We start from the raw sequence: 18,477 nt of genomic DNA on the forward strand, positions 1-18,477 counted from the left end.
ACCGTCAGGGCGTGGATCTGCGCCGCCTTGCCTCGTTTCTGGCGGTGGCCGAAGAAGGGCACTTCGGCCGGGCCGCGGCGCGCCTTTTCCTCTCCCCGCCGGCCGTGACCGCCCACGTCCAGCAGCTCGAGCGCGAGCTGGGCGTGCCGCTGTTCGAGCGCGCCCCGGTGCGGCTCACCCCGGCCGGCCACCGCTTCCTCGGCCACGCCCGCGGCCTGGTCGACGCGGCCAACGCCGCCATCACCGACATGGCGGACCTCGCCGAGCACTCCGACGACACCCTGCGCGTCGGCGTCATGGGCCACGGCTCGGCCGAGCTGACCCCGGCCGTCATCAGCGCGTTCCGCCACCTGCGGCCGCAGGTGCGCCTCACCCTGGAGGCCCTCACCTTCACCGAGCACACCAGCGCGCTGCTCGAACACCGGGTCGACGTGGCATTCGTGCGGCCGGCGGTCACCGACGAGCGCGTCACGGTCGACGTGCTCACCACGGAGGCCCGCATCGTCGTCATCCCGGCGCACTCCGAGCTGGCCGCGGCCGGCGAGCTGCGCCTCGCGGACGTGCTGGACCTGCCGTTCGTCGCGCTGCCGCCGCACACACCGCGGCCGTTCACGGACTACCTGTACTTCACCGAAGCCCGCGGCGGCGAGGCGCCGCGCCCGGGACCGGACCACGCGGTCACCCCGCAGGAGGTGCTGATGAGCGTCGCGGCAGGGCGGGGCGCCGGCTCGGCCCTCAGCTCGTTCGCGCGCTTCTACCGCTGGCCCGGCACCGTGTGCGTGCCGGTCGTGGACGCGCCGTGGGACCACAGCGTGCTCGCCACCCGCACCGGCGACCGCGACCCGCACGTGCAGCTGTTCCGCGGCCTCGCCCGGTCGCTGGCCCCGCGGTTCGCCTCAGGTGCGGGACCAGGCGGTGCGCATCCACTGGGCGGCCAGCAGGATGATCGCGACCAGCGCGATCACCATGCCGATGCCGGGACCGCGCCCGGTGGCGCCGTTGGCGACTGACGACTGCTGCGACCAGATCGCCAGCAGCCCGTCGACGGAGGCGAACCAGCCGCCCATCGCGCACACCCACGACAGCCACCAGCGGCGCGTCATCAGCGTCAGCGCGGAGGCCAGCACGCCGATCACCGTGGATGTGACCGCGAACAGCTGCGGGATGCCGCCGCCCTGCCCGAGCAGCACCTGCCAGCCCACGTGCGGACCGACCCACGGCAACAGCTGCCCCACCAGCAGCACGAACACCAGCACCGCGATGACGAACCCGCGCCGGCCCAGCTCGACGGTGCGGGAGGCCTTGGTGACGACCTCGTCGACGTCGGTGCCCAGCCGGTCGTAGTCGCTCTCGCTCACAGCCCGCACCCACCCGTCGTCACCGGCTGGGGCGCCGGGCGGCCGAACGACGGCAGCCCCAGGCTGACCCCGTCGGTCTTGGGCCGGCGGCCCGCCTCCACGTTGTCACCGGCGCGGGTGCGCCGGTGCGACAGCAGGTCGCCGTCGGCGACGAGGTGGTGCGGCGCGCCGTAGGTGACCACGGTTTCGACCACGTCACCCGGCCGCACGGACCCGTCGATCGCGGACCCGGTCGGCGTGAAGTGCACCAGCCTGCCGTCGCGGGCGCGCCCGCTCATCCGCCGGGTCTCGGTGTCCTTGCGGCCCTCGCCCTCGGCGACCAGCAGCTCGACCTTGCGCCCGACCAGCTTCTTGTTCTCGTCCCAGGCGATCTCGTTGACCAGCTCGACCAGCCGGTCGTAGCGCTCCTGCACGACCTGCTTGGGCAGCTGGTCCGGCAGCTCGGCCGCGGGGGTGCCGGGGCGCTTGGAGTACTGGAACGTGAACGCGCTGGAGAACCGGGCCTCGCGCACGACGTCGAGCGTGGCCTGGAAGTCCTCCTCGGTCTCGCCGGGGAACCCGACGATGATGTCGGTGGTGATGGCCGCGTCCGGGATCCGGTCCCGCACCTTGTCCAGAATGGACAGGAACCGGCTGGACCGGTAGGAGCGGCGCATCTCGCGCAGGATGCGGTCCGAACCGGACTGCAGCGGCATGTGCAGCTGCGGGCAGACGTTCGGGGTCTCGGCCATCGCGTCGATGACGTCGTCGGTGAACGCGGCCGGGTGCGGCGAGGTGAAGCGGACCCGCTCCAGGCCGTCGATGCCGCCGCAGGCGCGCAACAGCTTGGAGAAGGCGTCCCGCTCGCCGAACTCGACGCCGTAGGAATTGACGTTCTGCCCGAGCAGCGTCACTTCCAGCACGCCCTCGGCGACGAGCGCCTCGACCTCGGCCAGAACCTCGCCGGGCCGCCGGTCGCGCTCCTTGCCGCGCAGCGACGGCACGATGCAGAAGGTGCAGGTGTTGTTGCAGCCCACGGAGATCGAGACCCAGCCCGAGTATGCCGACTCGCGCCGCGCGGGCAGCGTCGAGGGAAACGTCTCCAGCGACTCGAGGATCTCCACCTCGGCCTCGGCGTTGTGCCGGGCGCGTTCCAGCAGCACCGGCAGGGCGCCGATGTTGTGGGTGCCGAACACGACGTCCACCCACGGGGCGCGCTTGACGATCTCGCCGCGGTCCTTCTGGGCGAGGCAGCCGCCGACGGCGATCTGCATGTCCGGGTTGGCGTCCTTGGCCGGGCGCAGGTGCCCGAGGGTGCCGTAGAGCTTGTTGTCCGCGTTCTCGCGCACCGCGCACGTGTTGAACACGACGAGGTCGGGCGCGTCGTCCGCGCCCGCCGGAACGTAGCCCGCCTCCTCCAGCTGGCCCGCGAGCCGCTCGGAGTCGTGCACGTTCATCTGGCAGCCGAACGTGCGGATCTGGTAGGTTTTGCCACCGTTCATCGGGCACCGTGTTCGCTGGTAAGACAAGCCATGACGGCTACCAGCGTAACTCTTCGGGGTTGCCCGCCTTCGCGCGCGTCAGGTTCGCAGCGCGACGTACCAGCCTTCGGGGATCGGGCCGGGCAGCAGGTCCGGGATGAACGTGCAGATGTGTCCCGGCCAGGACGACAGCTGCGACTGGCAGTCCGCCTGCGTCGGGTACGGGCCGGCTTTCAGGCTGACACCGTCGGCGTGGGCGGCGGGGGCGGCGAGCGTGCACAGCCCCGCGCCGAGCACGAGCGCGGCGGCCAGATTGCGGAGGTTGCGTGCGGTCACGAACCGAGTATCGAACGTGACGACGCCGAGCGCAGCGGTGTGCCCCATTCGAGCGAAGCGACCCCGTCCGAGCTGCACCGCTCGCCTGACTACAGTTACCCGCACCCGGGGTCACCGTCCGTCGAAAACGGGCAGAACGGATGACACCTAGGTTGCGTTTGATTCGATTTACGGGCGCGGGGGCGCGTCACGGTGTTAGATCGCCGAGTGAGCCTGGCTATGGAGGGCAGATGAGCACAGCTACGTCAGCACCAGCGATGATCAGGGCTGCGGGCGTGAACAAGTTCTTCGGTGACCTGCACGTGCTCAAGGACATCAACCTCGAGGTGCCCAAGGGCCAGGTCGTCGTGGTGCTCGGCCCGTCCGGGTCCGGCAAGTCGACGCTGTGCCGCGCGATCAACCGGCTGGAGCCGATCAACTCCGGCGAGATCGAGGTGGACGGGCAGCCGCTGCCCGCGGAGGGCAAGGCGCTGGCCGCGCTGCGCGCCGAGGTCGGCATGGTGTTCCAGTCGTTCAACCTGTTCGCGCACAAGACCATCGTCGAGAACGTGATGCTCGCGCCGGTGAAGGTCCGCAAGGTCGGGCAGGACGAGGCGCGCAAGACCGCGATGCAGCTGCTGGACCGGGTGGGCATCGCGAACCAGGCGCAGAAGTACCCGGCTCAGCTGTCGGGCGGTCAGCAGCAGCGTGCGGCGATCGCGCGGGCGCTGGCGATGAGGCCGAAGGTGATGCTGTTCGACGAGCCCACCTCGGCGCTGGACCCGGAGATGGTCCAGGAGGTCCTGGACACGATGACCGGGCTGGCGAAGGAAGGCATGACGATGCTCGTGGTCACGCACGAGATGGGCTTCGCCCGTCGCGCGGCGAACCGCGTGGTGTTCATGTCCGACGGGGAGATCGTCGAGGACGCGTCGCCGGACGAGTTCTTCACCAAGCCGAAGTCGGACCGCGCCAAGGACTTCCTCGGCAAGATCCTGACGCACTAGTTGAGTTCCCGCGGCGCCCGGCAGGCGCCGCCCGATCCCGGGAGAACAGGAATCCAGATGAAGATCCGCACCCTGGCAGCGGGCCTGCTGGTCGGCGCCCTGACGCTGACCGCTTGCGGCAAGGAGGGGACCCCCTCCGGCGGCACCGGGGACACCGGAACCGACGCCGCCGCGCTGCCCACCTACACGGTGGCCCAGAACGTGGACGTGGCCGGCTCGCCGACCTTCGCCAAGATCAAGGGCGCAGGCAAGCTGACCATCGGCGTGAAGGACGACCAGCCGGGCCTGGGCCTGAAGGACCCGACGACCGGCAAGTTCCAGGGTTTCGACATCGAGATCGCCAAGATGGTCGCCGCGGGCCTCGGCTTCGACGAGAGCAAGATCACCTTCACCACGGTCGACTCGGCCGCGCGTGAAGCCGCGATCACCAACGGCAACGTCGACTACTACGTCGGCACCTACACCATCACCGACAAGCGCAAGACCCAGGTGTCCTTCGCCGGCCCGTACTTCATGGCCGGGCAGGACCTGCTGGTGCGCAAGGACGACACCTCGATCACCGGCCCGGAGACGCTGAAGGGCAAGAAGGTCTGCTCGGTGACCGGGTCGACCCCGATCCAGCGCGTGCGCGACCAGCAGCTGACCGAGGCCGGGAACATCGTCGAGTTCCAGAAGTACTCGCAGTGCGTGGAGAAGCTGATCACCAAGGAGGTGGACGCCGTCACCACCGACGACGCCATCCTCAAGGGCTTCGCCGCGCAGGACCCGGACAACCTGAAGGTCGTCGGCAAGACGTTCTCGCAGGAGCCGTACGGCATCGGCCTGCCCCGTGACGACGCCGCGCTGCGCGGCAAGGTGGACGACCTGCTGCAGGCCGCCATCGACGACGGCACCTGGCAGAAGATCTACGACGCCACCCTCGGCAAGTCTGGCTCGGCCGCGACGCCTCCGGCGATCCAGCGCTACTGACACTCCTCTGTGGCCGGTGAGCGCGAGCGTGCTCACCGGCCACACCCGTTTCCACCCACTCATCGAACCGCGGCGGGGAAGGCCCGATGGACGTCCTGCTCGACAACTTGGACCTCTACGGTCCGTTCTTCTGGACCACGATCAAGCTGTTCCTGATATCCGGCGTGGCTAGCCTGATCTTCGGCACTTTCCTGGCCGGCCTTCGGGTGAGCCCGGTCCCGGTGTTCCGCGCCGTCGGCGCCACCTACGTGACACTGATCCGCAACACCCCGCTGACGCTGGTGTTCGTGTTCCTGGTGTTCGCCTACCCGCTGCTCGACATCGTCGACCTGAGCTACTTCACCGCCGCGGTCGTGTCGCTGACCCTGTACACCTCGGCGTTCATCTGCGAGGTCGTCCGCTCGGGCATCAACACCGTCCCCGTCGGCCAGGCCGAAGCCGCCCGCGCGCTCGGGCTGACCTTCACCCAGATCCTCGGCCAGATCGTGCTGCCCCAGGCCATCCGCTCGGTGGTGCCGCCGCTGATGAGCATGCTCATCGCGCTGCTGAAGAACACCACCATCGCCGCCGGGTTCTCCGTCGCCGAGGCCGGTGCGATCCGCCAGTACCTGTCCGAGCGCGGTGACAACCAGCTGGTCGGCCTGCTGTGGGTCGCCCTCGGGTTCATCATCCTGGTCGCGGTCCTGTCCTTCATCCAGCGGACCCTCGAGAAGCGCTGGAGCGTGGCGCGATGAGCAACGTCCTGTTCGACATCCCCGGTCCCAAGGCCCGCGCCCGCTACCGCGTGCTCGCCGTCCTGGGCACCCTCATCGTCGCCGCGGTGATCGCCTACATCATCTGGCGGTTCATCGACAGCGGCCAGTTCTCCGCCCGCCGCTGGGAGTGGCTGCAGTACGCCCAGGTCCAGCGCGACCTGCTCGACGCCCTGCTCGCCACCCTGCAGGCCTTCGCCCTCGGCGCCGTGCTGGCCCTGGTGTTCGGCGCGATCTTCGCCGCAGGCCGCCTGTCCGACCACGCCTGGGTCCGCGGCGTCTCCACCGGGATCGTGGAGTTCTTCCGCGCCATCCCGCTGCTGATCCTGATGTTCCTCTTCTACTACGGCGCACCCGCGCTGGGCATCTCCCTGCCGCCGTTCGCCGCCGTGGTGCTTGGCCTGACCCTGTACAACGGGTCGGTGCTGGCGGAGGTGTTCCGCGCCGGCATCCTGGCGCTGCCGAAGGGCCAGAGCGAGGCGGCGTACGCGCTGGGCATGCGCAAGACGCAGGTGATGACGCTCGTCCTGATCCCGCAGGCGGTCCGGTCGATGCTGCCGACCATCATCAGCCAGCTCGTGGTGCTGCTCAAGGACACCGCGCTCGGGTTCCTGGTCACCTACCCCGAGCTGCTGTACTACGCCCGCTACATCGGCTCGCAGGGCACGTTCGGCCGCCCGATCGTGCCGTCCACGCTGGTGGTCGCGGCGATGTACATCGCGCTGTGCCTGCTGCTCACCGCGCTGGCGAACTACATCGAACGCCGCCAGCGGCGCAGCAAGAAACACGTGGAGGTCGAGCGCCCGCCGACGACCGAGGACGTCGTGGGCGTGGCCTGATCCACACGACGAAAGAGAGGGGCGTGACGGCTGCCGTCACGCCCCTCTTTTCGTTCGGTGTCAGTCGGCGTCGCGCCCGCGGATAACATGGATCATCCGCTGGTCCTGGCCGGGAATGACGCCACAAGGGAACCACCTCGAAACGTTCGCCAAGATCATCGGCAAGCTGAAGACGCCGCTCACGCTCGCCGGCCTGGCCGTGGTGATCCTCTACCTGCTCTACCAGCAGGTGCTCAACCTCAGCGTGTTGTCCCCGCTGCAGGGCAACGAGACGTTCACGCTGGTCGATTCGATCGTGTCGAAGGTGTTCTGGCTCGACGTCGTGGCCGTGGTGTTCGGGTTCGCGGGATTCGTGCTCACCGCGCTGCTCCCGCGCCGCACCCGGCCCAAGCAGGCGGCGGTGTCCCTGGTGGGCACCTCGCTCGACCCGGAACTGTCCAGTCCGGCCACGAACCCGGCCACCGGGAGAGTTCCACGAGGTCAGCTACAACGCGGTACCCCCGTCCACGGTGCACGCGGTGGTGCTCGACGCGGAGCCCGGACAGCGGCGGAACTACGCGTTGTCCAGGGCGATCGAACCCGGCGGTGTGGAGCGCTTCCACGTCGCGCTCGCCTCCGTCAAGTCGGCCACGTACGAGATCACCCTGGGCTTCCGCGTCGACGGCCGCGAGCACATCTGGTCGAAACCGATGCCGGTCCGGCTGGAGCGCCTGCACGGCTCCGCGCTGCCGGACAACCTGACCGACGGCGCGTCCTTCGAGGTGCGGGACGGCGGCCTCGTCCTCGGCGGCCGCCAGGCGTCGGCCTGGTGGTGACCGCCTCAGTCGGCGTCGGCGCAGAGCCAGTCCAGTACCACGGCCGCGGTCCAGCTCTGGTCGGTGCTGCCCAGCGGTTCGCCGGTGAAGGGCTCGTAGTACTCGCCGAACGCGCCGTCGTCGGTCAGCCGCAGTCCGGCCTCCCGCAGCTTGCGCGCCCGCTCGTGCCAGCCGCGGCGCTCGAACGCCCACCCGAACAGCCAGTTCACCACCGGCCACTGTGGACCGCGCCAGTACTGGCGCGGGTTGAAGCCGGGCCGCATCGGCGACACCGACGGCGGCACCGGCGCCAGCAGGTCGGGGTGGCCGCACCAGCGGTCGCTGTCCAGCAGCGACAGCAGCCGCAACTGGACCTCGTCCGGCGCGCCGCCGCACAGCAGCGGCGCGAACCCGGCGATCGTCTGCGTGTCGAGCCACCGGTTGGCGCGCAGGTCCCGGTCGCGGGCCATGCCGGACACCGAGTGGCAGCTCGCCGCCACCGCGTCCCGCGCCCGCGACGCCCACAATGCCAGGTCAGCGAGCTTGTCCTCGTCCTGGCCGAACTCCGTGCCCAGCTCGATCAGCACGTCGCAGGACACCGCGAACAACGCGGTGATGAACACGTCGCCGGCCAGGAAGCTGGAGCGGCGCACGATCTCCTTCTGGTCGTACCCCGCGCGGCGCATCTCCTCGATGAGCCACAGGTAGCGGTCGTACTCCTTGTCGGTCGGCCGCTCGCTCGGGTCGCCGATGACGCGCACGTCCTTGCGCACATACGGCGGCAGCTCGTCGCCCGGGTTGACGGCCGCGTAGGGCACGTCCCAGCGCGGCGAGTTGTCCATCCCGGACTCCCAGCCGTGCACGATCGCGATCAGCCCGCTCGACCCCGGGGTGCGGTACTCGACGAGCCAGCGGTGCCAGGAGTACAGCGCGGGCCAGATCGAGCGGGCGAACCGCTCGGCGTCGGCGCGCTCCTCCGGCGAGGACGTGCGGGCGATCTCCAGCATCCGCTGCACCGCGATCGCGTGCACCGGCGGCTGGCAGATGCCCGAGGTGCGCACGTCGCGCGGCCCGTCGACCGCCGTGTCGGTGCCCCAGCGGTCCGGGCCGGGGAAGTACGCGTCGTCGTCGGTGAAGACGATGTGCGGCACCATCCCGTTGCGCCACTGCGCCTTGAACAGGGTCTCCAGCTCGGCGACCGCGCGCGGCAGGTCCAGCCGGGCCAGCCCGATCGAGATGAACGCCGCGTCCCAGCTCCACATGTGCGGGTAGAGCCGCGGCGCCGCGGTGATCACGGCACCGGTGTCGTTGTCCCTCAGCACCCGGGCGGCCCGCGCGGCCAGGGTCGGCCTGGCGTAGCGGACCGGTCTTCTGCCGCCGGCGGCTCCTTCGCAGGGACTCGTGACGTCGACAGTCATCTACTTCGCCTCCAACAGGAGCTGGGTTTCGGGGTCGTACCACCGGCACTGCTCCGGTGGCAGGCTCAGCCACAGGGTCTGGCCGGGTTCGGCCCGGAACCCCGCCGCGGCCTGCACTTTCAGCATCTGCCCGCACAGCTCCGTGGTGAGCAGAGTCGAGGAGCCCAGTGGCTCGTACACCTGCACCTCGCAGCGCAGGCCGTCCGCGCCCGGCGCCACCGCGATCGACTCCGGCCGGATGCCGAGCCGCAACTCCTTGCCGCCGAACGTCTTCAGCGCGCTCGGGACCGGCAGCGTCTGGCCGCCAAAGTCGATCCGCGAGCCGTCCTCGCTGACGGTGCCGGTGAGGAAGTTCATCGGCGGGCTGCCGAGGAAGCCCCCGACGAACTCGTCCGCGGGCTCGGTGTAGACGGCGACCGGGTCACCGCACTGAGCGATGCGCCCGTCGCGCATGACGGCGACCCGGTCGCCCAGCGACAGCGCCTCGACCTGGTCGTGCGTCACGTACAGGGTGGTCACGCCGATCTCGTTGACCAGCTTCTTCAGCTCCGCGCGGAAGGACAGCCGCAGCAGGGCGTCCAGGTTGGACAGCGGCTCGTCCATGAGCAGCACGTCGGCGTCCATCACGATCGCCCGCGCCACCGCGACGCGCTGCCGCTGGCCGCCGGACAGCTTCGCCGGGTACCGGTCCAGGTAGGGCGTGAGCTGCAGCAGCTCCGCGGCCCACTCGACCTTCTTGCGCACCTCGTCCGCGGGCACACCGTGCACCCGCAGACCGAAGCCGATGTTGTCGGCGACCTTCTTGTTCGGGAACACCGCGTAGGACTGGAACACCATGGACAGGTTGCGCCGCCGCGGTTCCAGGTAGGTGACGTCGCGGCCGCCGATGACGATCTGCCCGGCGTCCGGGGTCTCCAGCCCGGCGACCATCCGCAGCAGCGTGGTCTTGCCGCAGCCGGACGGGCCGAGCAGGACCATGAACTCGCCGTCGGCCACCTCCAGCGACACCTCGTCAGTGGCGCGGGCGGTGCCGCCCGGGTAGGTCTTCACGAGCTCGTGCAAGACGACCTCAGCCATTGCGCTCCCTCATCGCAGCGTGGTCCCCCACATGTTCACCAGGTACCGGCGCATCACGAAGATGAACACCAGCGCGGGCAGGATCAGCGCGAAGCCGCCGGCGAACCGGTAGGCCTGCGGCGCCTCCCCGAGCGAGGCCAGCACCTGGGCGGGCAGTGTCCGGTGCCCGAGCGTGATCACGGCGGCGCCGAGAATCTCGTTCCAGGACAACACGAACGTGAAGATCGAGGACGCCGCCAGCCCCGGCAGCGCCATCGGGAACACGACCCGGCGCGCCGCCTCGAACCGGCTGCAGCCGAACACCTGCGCCGCTTCCTCCACATCGGTGGGCACCGAGACGAAGATGCTCGCGCTGATCAGCACGGTGGTCGGCATCGCGAGCGTGGTGTGCAGCAGCGTCACCGAGAACACCGTGTCGTAGACGCCGGTGTTCAGGAACATCGTCGCCAGCGGCACGGACAGCACGACGATCGGCAGCGCGCGGGCCAGCAGCATGAACACCTGGTAGGCGTCCTTGCCGCGGAACACCTGCCGCGCCAGCGCGTACCCGGCGGGCGCGCCGACCAGCAGCGACAGCACGACCGTGTAGACGCCGACCAGCAGCGAGTTGCCCAGCGCCGGGATCGTGCCGGTCGCCTGGATGAACGCCAGCAGCGTGTCCCCGGAGAACCCGCTCGGGATCAGCGGTTTCGGGAACTCCAGCAACGCCTGCGGCGAGGACACCGCGGCCAGGCCGATCAGGACCATCGGCACGAGCATGAACAGGCTGATCAGGATGCACGCGACCTGGACGGCGGCGGCGCGGCGACGGCGGCGCCGCAGCGGCGCCCGGTCGATCGGAGGCAGGGTCGTGGTCACTTGGCCGCCTCCTGCTGCCGCATCGTGCGCAGGTAGAACAACGCCGTCGCCAGGGACAGCGCCAGCACGACAAGCGCCGCGGCGCTGGCGACCGCCGGGTTCTGCAGGTTCACGTACCACTGGTAGGTCTCCCCGACCAGCAACGGGAAGTCCCGGCCGGTGAGGGCCTGCGCGACCGCGAACGCCTGCAGCGCCAGGATCGTGCGCAGGATCAGCGCGACCTGCAGGCTCGGCTTGAGCTGCGGCAGCGTCACGTGCCACAGCCGCTGCCAGGCGCTCGCGCCGAACACCTGCGCGGCCTCGTCGAAGTCCTTGGGCACCATCTGGATCCCGGCCACGACGATGACGAACACCAGCGACGTGGCGCGCCAGATCTCGGCGATCACCACGGCCAGCAGCATCGTGCCGGTGTTGGTGTAGTTCAGCCACTGCACGCCGGTGTCCGAGATGCCCCACGACACCAGCAGCGAGTTCAGGTAGCCGCGGCTGTCGAACACCGACAGCCACACCAGGCCTGCCGCCAGCTCGGACACCGCGAGCGGGATCGTCCACAGGTAGAAGTGGCCGGACAGGAACTTCGGCCGGGCCTGCACGAGCAGCGCCATCGCGACGGCCAGCACGAGCTGGACCGGCACCACGATGACGATCAGCAGCAGGGTGTTGCGCAGCGCCCGCAGGAAGTACGGGTCGCCGAAGAGCCGGTCCCACGCGGCGAGCGTGAAGCCGGAGTCGTCGGTGAACGCGGAGATCAGCGCCTGGATCACCGGCCAGCCGAACAGCGCCAGCATGAAGACGATCGACGGCGCGAGCAGCAGCCACGGCGAGCCGGACGGGCGGCGGCGCTTCGCCACCGGGGTCTCGACCGGGGCGGGTGCGGTGGTCACGGTCATGTCAGCCCACCTCGCAACGCTCGGACGGCGGGTCGGGCGCCCAGCACGGCACCTTCAGGTCGTCGAACACCTTCTGCAGCACCCGCGCCTGACTGTCCAAAGTCGACTGGATGTCGGCGCCGTCGAGGACGATCGCCTGGAACGAGTCCTTGAACGCCTTGGTCACCTCGCCCTCGCGGGTGCCGAGGCCGACCGGCAGCAGGGACAGGACGGAGCCCGGCGCGTCCCGCTGGCGCTGCACCGCGCCGGCCTCCATCTGCAGCGCGGGCGGCAGGTCCGCGGGGATCTGCGCGTCGACGACCGGGAAGAACCCGTTCGACCGCAGCAGGCCGACCTGCGCCTGCGGGGTCGACAGGGCCTGGATCACCTGCTCGGCCTGGCGGCGGTCGGTGCTGCCCTTGGGGATCGCGAGGCCGAGCACCACGGCCATGTAGCCGAGGCCGCGGGGGCCGCGCGGCGCGGGCAGCATGCGCCACCGCTGCGGCTCGTCGCCGGGCGCGGAAACCAGGCGAGCGACGTGGTCCCAGCCGATTTTCACCGCACCGGCCTGCAGCGGTTCCTGCATGAAGTCGTAGGTGGTGCTGGACGGGCTGGTGTTGGCCCACAGCTCCTTGAGGTACTGCCACGCGGTGACGGCCTCCGGCGAGCGGAACGTGGTGATCTGCCCGCCGGTGAACGAGGGCAGCAGGTAGCCCTGCAGGAACCGGTGGATCAGGCCTTTCGGCCCGCACGGCAGGCCCAGCACCGGCCGGTTGCCGTTGGCCTGGCGGGCGGCGATGGCCCAGTCCAGGAGCTGGTCGTAGGTCAGCGTCTCCGGGTCGGCGCCCGGTGGCAGGTGGGCCAGCGCGTCCTCGTGCGCGGCGAGCACGAAGCTGGCCTGCGCCCACGGGACGTACCAGGACTGCTGGGTGCCCGCCCTGGCCAGTGCCCGGAACTCCTCGGGGATCCCCTGGCCCGCCTGCACCCCGGAGACGTCTTCGAGGTACTTCCCCGCGAGCGGCGCGAGGTCGCTGTGCGAGCCGCCGAGCAGTCCGACCTGGGTGCGCCCGGCGCCGACCTGGCTCTGCACCTGGCTGGCGAACGGGCCTTCTTCGATCGTGACGTAGCTCACCGAGCCCGGGACCGCGCCGGCCAGGAACGAGCGGAAGCGCTCGGCCTCGGCGACCGGCCGGAACTGCGTGGACAGGAAGACCATGCCGTCGCCGCCCGTGGTCGCGAAGCCGACGCACCCGGCGGCCGTGGACGCGGCGCCGGCCAGGAAAAGACCCCGGAGGACGGTACGACGGGTGGGGCCGCTGCCGGTAAGGCGGGCCGCGCGCATTCAGTTCCACCCCAGATTTCGCCGTCTACACTTCTGTCAGGTCATTGAACATAAGTCCTCGCGGGAGACCCTGTCAACATGCCCCCGGCACGCACCGGCTCGCCCACCTCGCCGGGCCACATCCTCGCGATCCTGCGCAGCGAGGGGCCGCTGACGCGGCAGCAACTGCAGGATCGGACCGGTCTGTCCCGCCCGACGCTGGTCGAACGGCTCGACGTGCTGCAGCGGTTGAAGCTGCTGCGCCAGGTCGGGCACCGGGCCTCCAGCGGTGGACGGCCCGCCGAGATGCTCACCGCCGACGACGTGGGTCGCACCGCGCTCGTGGGCGACATCGGCCAGCGGCACGCCACGATCGCCGTGGTCGACCTCCGCGGGACGGTGTTCGGGCAGGTCCACCGGCCGTTGCCGGTGGGGCACCGGCCCGCGGAAACGCTGTCCTTCCTGCTGGAGACGGGCCGCAAGCTGCTGGCCGACGCCGGGCGCGCGGACAGCCTGTGCGCGTTCGGGCTGAGCGTGCCGGGGCAGATTGACCACGACACCGGCACGACGATCGCGCCGCCGTCGATGTCGGAGTGGCTCGGGGTGCGGTTGCGCGACACGTTCGCCGACGCGCTGTCGGTGCCGGTGTTCCTGGAGAACGACGCGAACGCCCTGGCGTTCGGCGCGTACTGCGACATGGACCGGCCGCGGGCGGCGCTGGTCGGGGTGAAGGTCGGCACCGGGATCGGCGCGGGCATGGTGATCTCCGGGCGGGTGCACCGCGGCGAGACCGGGTGCGCCGGCGAGGTGGGCCACATCCGCATCGAGGGTTCCGACCTGCGCTGCGACTGCGGGCGGCGGGGCTGTGTTTCGGCTATCGCGAGCGGGCAGGCGGTGATCCGGACGCTGCGGCCCACGGGTGTGCGCAGCGCGGAGGACGTGCTGCGGCGGGTGCGCGCCGGCCACCCCGAGGCGGTCCGGGTGACGCGCGAGGCCGGGCGGCTGGTGGGCACGGTGCTGGCGACCGTGGTGACCATCGTGAACCCGCGCTATCTGCGGGTGGGCGGGGCGATCGGGGTGCTGCCGCCGTTCCTGGAGGGGCTGAGCGAGGTGGTGTTGTCGAACGCGCACACGAGCTCGCTGGACAGCCTCGACATCGGGCCCTGCACGATCGGGGTCAACACCACGCTGACCGGCGTGGCCGGCATCGTCGCGGACGAGGTGCTGGACCCGGCCGCGGTCGACGCGATGGCGTTGCGCTGACCGGTATAAACCAGGGGTGACCGCTTTCGACGACGACGGGTTCACCCTCACCGAGCTGCCCGGGGGCTACTCGGTCCTCAACGACTCCCCGTCGGCGAGGGCGGCAACACGAGTCGACGGTCATCGATACCGCGCTGAGCGCGGACCCGGCGGTCAGCACGGTGTGGTTCAACGCCTGGACGGCCGAGCGCGGGCGCCGTCGAGGGCCTGATCAAGTCCGTGGTGCTTGGCATCCACGCTGAGCGCGCGCCACACCGCGTCCACCACCTGGCCGAGCCCGAAGACATGGGACACGACGAGGGAAGCGGCGCGCAGCCCGCCGACGACGTGCGTGCGCCGCAACGTGCCGCGGATGACGCGCCGCACCACGTTGCGGTCGAAGCTCAGACCGCTGCTCGGACGAGCGGATCTTCGAGGTCTGCGAGGCGATCAAGCTCTACCTGGACTCGCCGGGGATCGTGTTCGTGCTGGCCTGCGACCAGGCCGTGCTCTGGCGCGCCGTCGGCCACGACGACCCCGGCGCCGGCGTGCGGTACCTGGAGAAGATCATCCAGGTCAGCTACCCCGTGCCGCCGCCGAGCGACGCGCTGGCGCGGAAGCTGGTGGACGGTTACGTGAGCCGTTCCGGCACGGCGCACCTCTTCGACGACGCCATGAAGAGGCTCCTGATCGAGCGCACCGGCCGCAACCCCCGGCGCATCAAGCGGCTGATCAACAGCTTCGTGCTGGAGCACCACCTCGGCCGCGGCAGCGACGACCTGGACGCGGCGACGCTGGTCAAGGTCGTCCTGCTCCGGCACTTCTACCCCGAGTTCCACACCATGGTCGCGCTCGAAGGCCCCGCGCTGATCACCCGATTCCTGGACTACCACGACTTCCGCGAACACGTCCGGCGCGGCGCGGAGCTGGACCCGGCCGCCCGGGACCGGCTGTTCGCGGCCACCGGCGTCACGCCGGCGGGCACCGCCGCCGACCTGGACACCGTCACCCAGGAACTGCCCGTCGGCTTCCCGGAACTGGCCAAGGACAAGGAGTTCGTCGAACTGGTGCGCAGCCTGCCGCGCGACGGCCGGTGGCTGCGCCGTCCCCTGCACACCGGCGCGCGGGCCTACGGCGCGCCTCCGGCCGGGTCGCTGCTCGGCATGCGGGTGCTGTGGATCGACGACAACCCGGCGGACACCGGATCGCTCCCGGACCTGTTCCGCGCGGCAGGCGCCCGCGTCGAGACCGCGACGAACCGGGACGAAGCCATGGCGACGCTGACCCGGCTGAACCCGACGGTGATCATCTCCGACGTCAGCCGGGACGGCGATCCGCAGGCCGGGTTCACCGACCTGCGCCACCTGCGTGAGCACGGGAACTACGCCGGGCCCGCGTTCTTCTACTGCGGGCAGGTGACGCCGTCCCGCCTGGAGAAGGCCAGGGAGGTGGGCGCGGGCGGGGTCACCACCTCGCCGCGCGAGCTGGCCGCCTGGCTGTCCGCGCTCGCGGACGAGGGGTGATCAGTCCGCCTTCCGCCGGAAGATCTTGCTGCCCAGCCAGACCACCGGGTCGTAGCGGCGGTCCACCACGCGCTCCTTCATCGGGATCAGCGCGTTGTCGGTGATGTGGATGTTCTCCGGGCAGACCTCCGTGCAGCACTTCGTGATGTTGCAGTACCCGAGCCCGTGCTCGTCCTGCGCCGCGTGCCGGCGGTCGGCCACGTCGAGCGGGTGCATCTCCAGCTCGGCGATCCGCATCAGGAACCGCGGCCCGGCGAAGTTCTCCTTGTTCTCCTCGTGGTCGCGGATCACGTGGCAGGTGTTCTGGCACAGGAAGCACTCGATGCACTTGCGGAACTCCTGCGAGCGCTCCACGTCGACCTGCTTCATCCGGTAGTCGCCCGGTTTCAGGCCGGCCGGCGGGGTGAACGCGGGGATCTCGCGCGCCTTCGTGTAGTTGTACGACACGTCGGTGACGAGGTCGCGGATCACCGGGAACGTCCGCATCGGCGTCACGGTGACGACCTCGTCCTCGGCGAACACCGACATCCGCGTCATGCACAGCAGCCGCGGGCGGCCGTTGATCTCCGCCGAGCACGACCCGCACTTGCCCGCCTTGCAGTTCCACCGCACCGCGAGGTCCGAGCACTGCGTGGCCTGCAGCCGGTGGATGATGTCGAGGACGACCTCACCCTCGTTGACCTCGACGGTGAAGTCCTGCGGCCCGCCGCCGTCCGCGTCGCCGCGCCAGACCCGGAACGAAGCCTTGTAGCTCACGACTGCCTCCCGGGATGACCGGTCAGTTCTTCGTCCGTGTAGTACTTCTCCAGCTCGCTGAGCTCGAACAGCTCCAGCAGCTCGGGCCGCATCGGCTCCTGGTCCTTCGGCGTCACCGTGACCTCCAGCGCCAGCGGATCGTCCCCGGACGCGCTGCACACCAGAAGTTTGTTGCGCCAGTGGGAATCCATCCGCGGGTAGTCGTCGCGCGTGTGGCCGCCGCGGCTTTCGGTGCGCATCAGCGCGGCCCGCGCGACGCACTCGCTGACCAGCAGCATGTTGCGCAGGTCGACGGCCAGGTGCCAGCCCGGGTTGAACTGCCGGTGCCCCTCGACGGTGACGTTGCGGATCCGCTTCTTGATCTCGTCGAGCTTGGCCAGCGCCTGCTCGATCTCCTCGGCCTTGCGGATGATCCCGACCAGGTCGTTCATCGACTGCTGCAGCTCGTTGTGCAGCGTGTACGGGTTCTCCTCGACGCCTTCGGCCGGCGGGTCGAACGGCACCAGCGCGGTCCGGGCCGCCTTGTCGACATCGGACTGCGCGACGGCGGGGCGGGTCTCCAGGGACTCCACATAGGACGCCGCACCCAGCCCGGCCCGGCGGCCGAACACCAGCAGGTCCGACAGCGAGTTGCCGCCCAGCCGGTTCGACCCGTGCATCCCGCCGGAGCACTCCCCGGCGGCGAACAGGCCGCGCACGCTCGACGCCGCGGTGTCCGGGTCGACCTCGATGCCGCCCATCACGTAGTGGCAGGTCGGGCCGACCTCCATCGGCTCGGCCGTGATGTCCACATCGGCCAGTTCCTTGAACTGGTGGTACATCGACGGCAGGCGCCTGCGGATCTCCTCCGGCGTCAGGCGGCTGGCGATGTCCAGGAACACCCCGCCGTGCGGCGAACCGCGGCCGGCCTTGACCTCCGAGTTGATCGCCCGCGCCACCTCGTCGCGTGGCAGCAGGTCCGGCGTGCGGCGGTTGTTCTCCTGGTCGGTGTACCAGCGGTCGGCCTCCTCCTCGGAGTCGGCGTACTGGCCCTTGAACACGTCCGGCACGTAGTCGAACATGAACCGCTTGCCCTCGGAGTTCTTCAGCACGCCGCCGTCACCGCGCACGCCCTCGGTGACCAGGATGCCCTTCACGCTCGGCGGCCACACCATGCCCGTCGGGTGGAACTGGACGAACTCCATGTTGATCAGGTCCGCCCCGGCGCGCAGCGCGAGCGCGTGCCCGTCGCCGGTGTACTCCCACGAGTTCGAGGTGACCTTGAACGACTTCCCGATGCCGCCGGTGGCGAGCACCACGGCCGGCGTCTCGAACAGGATGAACCGGCCGCTCTCGCGCCAGTACCCGAACGCGCCCGCGATGCGGTCGCCGTCCTTGAGCAGTTCGGTGATCGTGCACTCGGCGAAGACCTTCAGTTTCGCCTCGTAGTCGCCGAACTCGCGCAGGTCCTCCTGCTGGAGCGAGACGATCTTCTGCTGCATGGTGCGGATCAGTTCCAGCCCGGTGCGGTCGCCGACGTGCGCCAGCCGCGGGTAGGTGTGCCCGCCGAAGTTGCGCTGGCTGATCCGCCCGTCCGCGGTGCGGTCGAACAACGCGCCGTAGGTCTCCAGCTCCCAGACCCGGTCCGGCGCCTCCTTCGCGTGCAGCTCCGCCATGCGCCAGTTGTTGAGGAACTTGCCGCCGCGCATGGTGTCCCGGAAGTGCACCTGCCAGCTGTCGCGCTCGTTCGCGTTGCCCATCGCGGCCGCGCACCCGCCCTCGGCCATGACCGTGTGCGCCTTGCCGAACAGCGACTTGCACACCACCGCCACCGACAGCCCGCGCTGCCGCGCCTCGATCACCGCTCGCAGACCGGCGCCGCCCGCGCCGATCACCACCACGTCATAGCTGTGCCGCTCGACTTCCGCCATTGCCTGCCA

The 18,477-nt window shown here is 70.4% G+C and carries 20 protein-coding genes; 8 read left to right on the forward strand and 12 right to left on the reverse strand.

Annotated features, from left to right (window positions below; genetic code table 11):
* The first annotated feature begins 11 nt into the window (after positions 1 to 11).
* Positions 12 to 1,010, forward strand: a complete 999-nt coding sequence (locus ACCP09_RS00935) for a LysR family transcriptional regulator (protein WP_084022771.1) — start codon at positions 12 to 14, stop codon at positions 1,008 to 1,010.
* Here the strand turns inward: ACCP09_RS00935 and ACCP09_RS00940 are convergent.
* From ACCP09_RS00940 to ACCP09_RS00950, 3 genes are all read right to left on the reverse strand, one after another.
* On the reverse strand, positions 897 to 1,358 hold the full coding sequence (locus tag ACCP09_RS00940; RefSeq protein ID WP_027934897.1) for an Rv2732c family membrane protein: 462 nt from the start codon (positions 1,356 to 1,358) through the stop codon (positions 897 to 899). The genes ACCP09_RS00935 and ACCP09_RS00940 overlap by 114 nt on opposite strands.
* Positions 1,355 to 2,839, reverse strand: a complete 1,485-nt coding sequence (gene miaB / locus ACCP09_RS00945) for a tRNA (N6-isopentenyl adenosine(37)-C2)-methylthiotransferase MiaB (RefSeq protein WP_378363978.1) — start codon at positions 2,837 to 2,839, stop codon at positions 1,355 to 1,357. Before miaB ends, ACCP09_RS00940 begins: the two co-directional genes overlap by 4 nt.
* Before the next feature lie 78 nt (positions 2,840 to 2,917).
* Positions 2,918 to 3,154, reverse strand: a complete 237-nt coding sequence (locus ACCP09_RS00950; protein WP_433742534.1) for a hypothetical protein — start codon at positions 3,152 to 3,154, stop codon at positions 2,918 to 2,920.
* 257 nt (positions 3,155 to 3,411) lie between these two features.
* On the opposite strand from ACCP09_RS00950, the gene ACCP09_RS00955 reads away from it, so the two are divergent.
* The 4 genes from ACCP09_RS00955 to ACCP09_RS00970 all read left to right on the forward strand — a co-directional run bounded on the left by ACCP09_RS00955 (position 3,412) and on the right by ACCP09_RS00970 (position 6,700).
* Complete coding sequence (locus ACCP09_RS00955) at positions 3,412 to 4,140, forward strand: amino acid ABC transporter ATP-binding protein (protein ID WP_208722417.1); 729 nt, start codon at positions 3,412 to 3,414, stop codon at positions 4,138 to 4,140.
* A 57-nt stretch (positions 4,141 to 4,197) separates the two neighbouring features.
* Entirely contained in the window at positions 4,198 to 5,109 is a 912-nt protein-coding gene (locus ACCP09_RS00960; RefSeq protein WP_027934893.1) for a glutamate ABC transporter substrate-binding protein, read from the forward strand.
* A gap of 86 nt (positions 5,110 to 5,195) precedes the next feature.
* Positions 5,196 to 5,843, forward strand: a complete 648-nt coding sequence (locus ACCP09_RS00965; protein ID WP_027934892.1) for an amino acid ABC transporter permease — start codon at positions 5,196 to 5,198, stop codon at positions 5,841 to 5,843.
* Positions 5,840 to 6,700: an amino acid ABC transporter permease gene (locus ACCP09_RS00970; protein WP_027934891.1), complete on the forward strand. Its 861-nt coding sequence runs from the start codon at positions 5,840 to 5,842 to the stop codon at positions 6,698 to 6,700. Before ACCP09_RS00965 ends, ACCP09_RS00970 begins: the two co-directional genes overlap by 4 nt.
* A 219-nt stretch (positions 6,701 to 6,919) precedes the next feature.
* Here ACCP09_RS00970 and ACCP09_RS00975 read toward each other — a convergent pair whose 3' ends face one another.
* A complete protein-coding gene (locus ACCP09_RS00975) occupies positions 6,920 to 7,060 on the reverse strand; it encodes a hypothetical protein (protein ID WP_433742537.1) in 141 nt (46 codons plus the stop codon).
* Positions 7,061 to 7,218: 158 nt separating this feature from the next.
* Between ACCP09_RS00975 and ACCP09_RS00980 the strand changes: the two genes are divergently transcribed.
* Entirely contained in the window at positions 7,219 to 7,515 is a 297-nt protein-coding gene (locus tag ACCP09_RS00980; RefSeq protein ID WP_148085731.1) for a hypothetical protein, read from the forward strand.
* Between the two features lie 5 nt (positions 7,516 to 7,520).
* Here the strand turns inward: ACCP09_RS00980 and ggh are convergent, their stop codons facing one another.
* The 5 genes from ggh to ACCP09_RS01005 are packed head-to-tail and all read right to left on the reverse strand — an operon-like array spanning position 7,521 to position 13,058.
* Entirely contained in the window at positions 7,521 to 8,912 is a 1,392-nt protein-coding gene (ggh, locus tag ACCP09_RS00985) for a glucosylglycerate hydrolase (RefSeq protein ID WP_433742540.1), read from the reverse strand.
* Entirely contained in the window at positions 8,913 to 9,989 is a 1,077-nt protein-coding gene (locus ACCP09_RS00990) for an ABC transporter ATP-binding protein (protein WP_433742542.1), read from the reverse strand.
* 9 nt (positions 9,990 to 9,998) lie between these two features.
* Positions 9,999 to 10,847, reverse strand: coding sequence for a carbohydrate ABC transporter permease (locus ACCP09_RS00995; RefSeq protein ID WP_027934886.1), 849 nt, complete (start codon positions 10,845 to 10,847; stop codon positions 9,999 to 10,001).
* Positions 10,844 to 11,737, reverse strand: coding sequence for a carbohydrate ABC transporter permease (locus ACCP09_RS01000; RefSeq protein WP_433742544.1), 894 nt, complete (start codon positions 11,735 to 11,737; stop codon positions 10,844 to 10,846). Before ACCP09_RS01000 ends, ACCP09_RS00995 begins: the two co-directional genes overlap by 4 nt.
* Before the next feature lies 1 nt (position 11,738).
* Positions 11,739 to 13,058, reverse strand: a complete 1,320-nt coding sequence (locus ACCP09_RS01005) for an ABC transporter substrate-binding protein (protein WP_027934884.1) — start codon at positions 13,056 to 13,058, stop codon at positions 11,739 to 11,741.
* Positions 13,059 to 13,136: 78 nt separating this feature from the next.
* On the opposite strand from ACCP09_RS01005, the gene ACCP09_RS01010 reads away from it, so the two are divergent.
* Positions 13,137 to 14,300 carry an ROK family transcriptional regulator gene (locus ACCP09_RS01010; protein ID WP_123685426.1) on the forward strand — a complete coding sequence of 388 codons (1,164 nt, stop codon included), beginning with the start codon at positions 13,137 to 13,139 and terminating at the stop codon, positions 14,298 to 14,300.
* A gap of 168 nt (positions 14,301 to 14,468) precedes the next feature.
* Here the strand turns inward: ACCP09_RS01010 and ACCP09_RS01015 are convergent, their stop codons facing one another.
* A complete protein-coding gene (locus tag ACCP09_RS01015) occupies positions 14,469 to 14,666 on the reverse strand; it encodes a hypothetical protein (RefSeq protein WP_433742547.1) in 198 nt (65 codons plus the stop codon).
* Between the two features lie 74 nt (positions 14,667 to 14,740).
* Here ACCP09_RS01015 and ACCP09_RS01020 point away from each other — a divergent pair, with 74 nt between their 5' ends.
* Positions 14,741 to 15,802 (forward strand): P-loop NTPase fold protein, encoded by a 1,062-nt coding sequence (locus tag ACCP09_RS01020; RefSeq protein WP_433742597.1) that lies wholly within the window; start codon positions 14,741 to 14,743, stop codon positions 15,800 to 15,802.
* On the opposite strand, the gene ACCP09_RS01025 is transcribed toward ACCP09_RS01020, so the two are convergent.
* Positions 15,803 to 16,558, reverse strand: a complete 756-nt coding sequence (locus tag ACCP09_RS01025) for a succinate dehydrogenase/fumarate reductase iron-sulfur subunit (protein WP_433742550.1) — start codon at positions 16,556 to 16,558, stop codon at positions 15,803 to 15,805. It abuts the gene before it with no gap.
* Positions 16,555 to 18,468: a fumarate reductase/succinate dehydrogenase flavoprotein subunit gene (locus ACCP09_RS01030; protein WP_027934879.1), complete on the reverse strand. Its 1,914-nt coding sequence runs from the start codon at positions 18,466 to 18,468 to the stop codon at positions 16,555 to 16,557. The genes ACCP09_RS01025 and ACCP09_RS01030 overlap by 4 nt, the downstream gene beginning before the upstream one ends.
* Positions 18,469 to 18,477: the final 9 nt, after the last annotated feature.

The organism is Amycolatopsis sp. 3B14 (assembly GCF_050958625.1).
In the GTDB taxonomy this organism is placed as follows: Bacteria; Actinomycetota; Actinomycetes; order Mycobacteriales; family Pseudonocardiaceae; genus Amycolatopsis_E; species Amycolatopsis_E thermoflava.

Excerpts from the sequence above, each read along its gene's own strand:
- ACCP09_RS00990 (WP_433742542.1), bottom strand. The coding sequence starts at position 9,989 with ATGGCTGAGGTCGTCTTGCACGAGCTCGTGAAGACCTACCCGGGCGGC.
- ACCP09_RS00955 (WP_208722417.1), top strand. The coding sequence starts at position 3,412 with ATGATCAGGGCTGCGGGCGTGAACAAGTTCTTCGGTGACCTGCACGTG.
- miaB (WP_378363978.1), bottom strand. The coding sequence starts at position 2,839 with ATGAACGGTGGCAAAACCTACCAGATCCGCACGTTCGGCTGCCAGATG.
- ggh (WP_433742540.1), bottom strand. The coding sequence starts at position 8,912 with ATGACTGTCGACGTCACGAGTCCCTGCGAAGGAGCCGCCGGCGGCAGA.
- ACCP09_RS00960 (WP_027934893.1), top strand. The coding sequence starts at position 4,198 with ATGAAGATCCGCACCCTGGCAGCGGGCCTGCTGGTCGGCGCCCTGACG.
- ACCP09_RS00970 (WP_027934891.1), top strand. The coding sequence starts at position 5,840 with ATGAGCAACGTCCTGTTCGACATCCCCGGTCCCAAGGCCCGCGCCCGC.
- ACCP09_RS00965 (WP_027934892.1), top strand. The coding sequence starts at position 5,196 with ATGGACGTCCTGCTCGACAACTTGGACCTCTACGGTCCGTTCTTCTGG.
- ACCP09_RS01005 (WP_027934884.1), bottom strand. The coding sequence starts at position 13,058 with ATGCGCGCGGCCCGCCTTACCGGCAGCGGCCCCACCCGTCGTACCGTC.
- ACCP09_RS01030 (WP_027934879.1), bottom strand. The coding sequence starts at position 18,468 with ATGGCGGAAGTCGAGCGGCACAGCTATGACGTGGTGGTGATCGGCGCG.
- ACCP09_RS01010 (WP_123685426.1), top strand. The coding sequence starts at position 13,137 with ATGCCCCCGGCACGCACCGGCTCGCCCACCTCGCCGGGCCACATCCTC.
- ACCP09_RS01000 (WP_433742544.1), bottom strand. The coding sequence starts at position 11,737 with ATGACCGTGACCACCGCACCCGCCCCGGTCGAGACCCCGGTGGCGAAG.